1 protein-coding gene is annotated in these 273 nt (G+C 56.4%); it reads left to right on the forward strand.

Annotation, left to right across the window (positions count from 1 at the left end):
- A partial coding sequence (locus tag FE392_RS16375) for a bacteriophage T4 gp5 trimerization domain-containing protein (protein WP_439153502.1) occupies positions 1-273 on the forward strand: 273 nt, incomplete at both ends.

Here is a 273-nt window from a genome sequence, read left to right on the forward strand (position 1 = left end):
AGTGAGCAGTTATCCCTGCATGCGCAGAAAGACATGAACACCAAGGTGCTCAATAACCGGGATACCAAGGTGCTGGCCAATCATACGGAGACCGTGGACAAAAACCAGACCCTGCATATCAAGGGACATCAAATGTCCACGGTGAATCTCACCCGCATCGATACCGTCGGCCTTGGTTACGCCCTGACCGTCGGGGCGGCGATGAACACCACCGTCGCGTTCAGCCAGACCGAACAGGTGGGCGCCCACAAATCCGTGGCCGTCAAGAATACC

This window comes from Xenorhabdus santafensis, assembly GCF_033949405.1.
GTDB classification, from domain to species: domain Bacteria; phylum Pseudomonadota; class Gammaproteobacteria; order Enterobacterales; family Enterobacteriaceae; genus Xenorhabdus; species Xenorhabdus santafensis.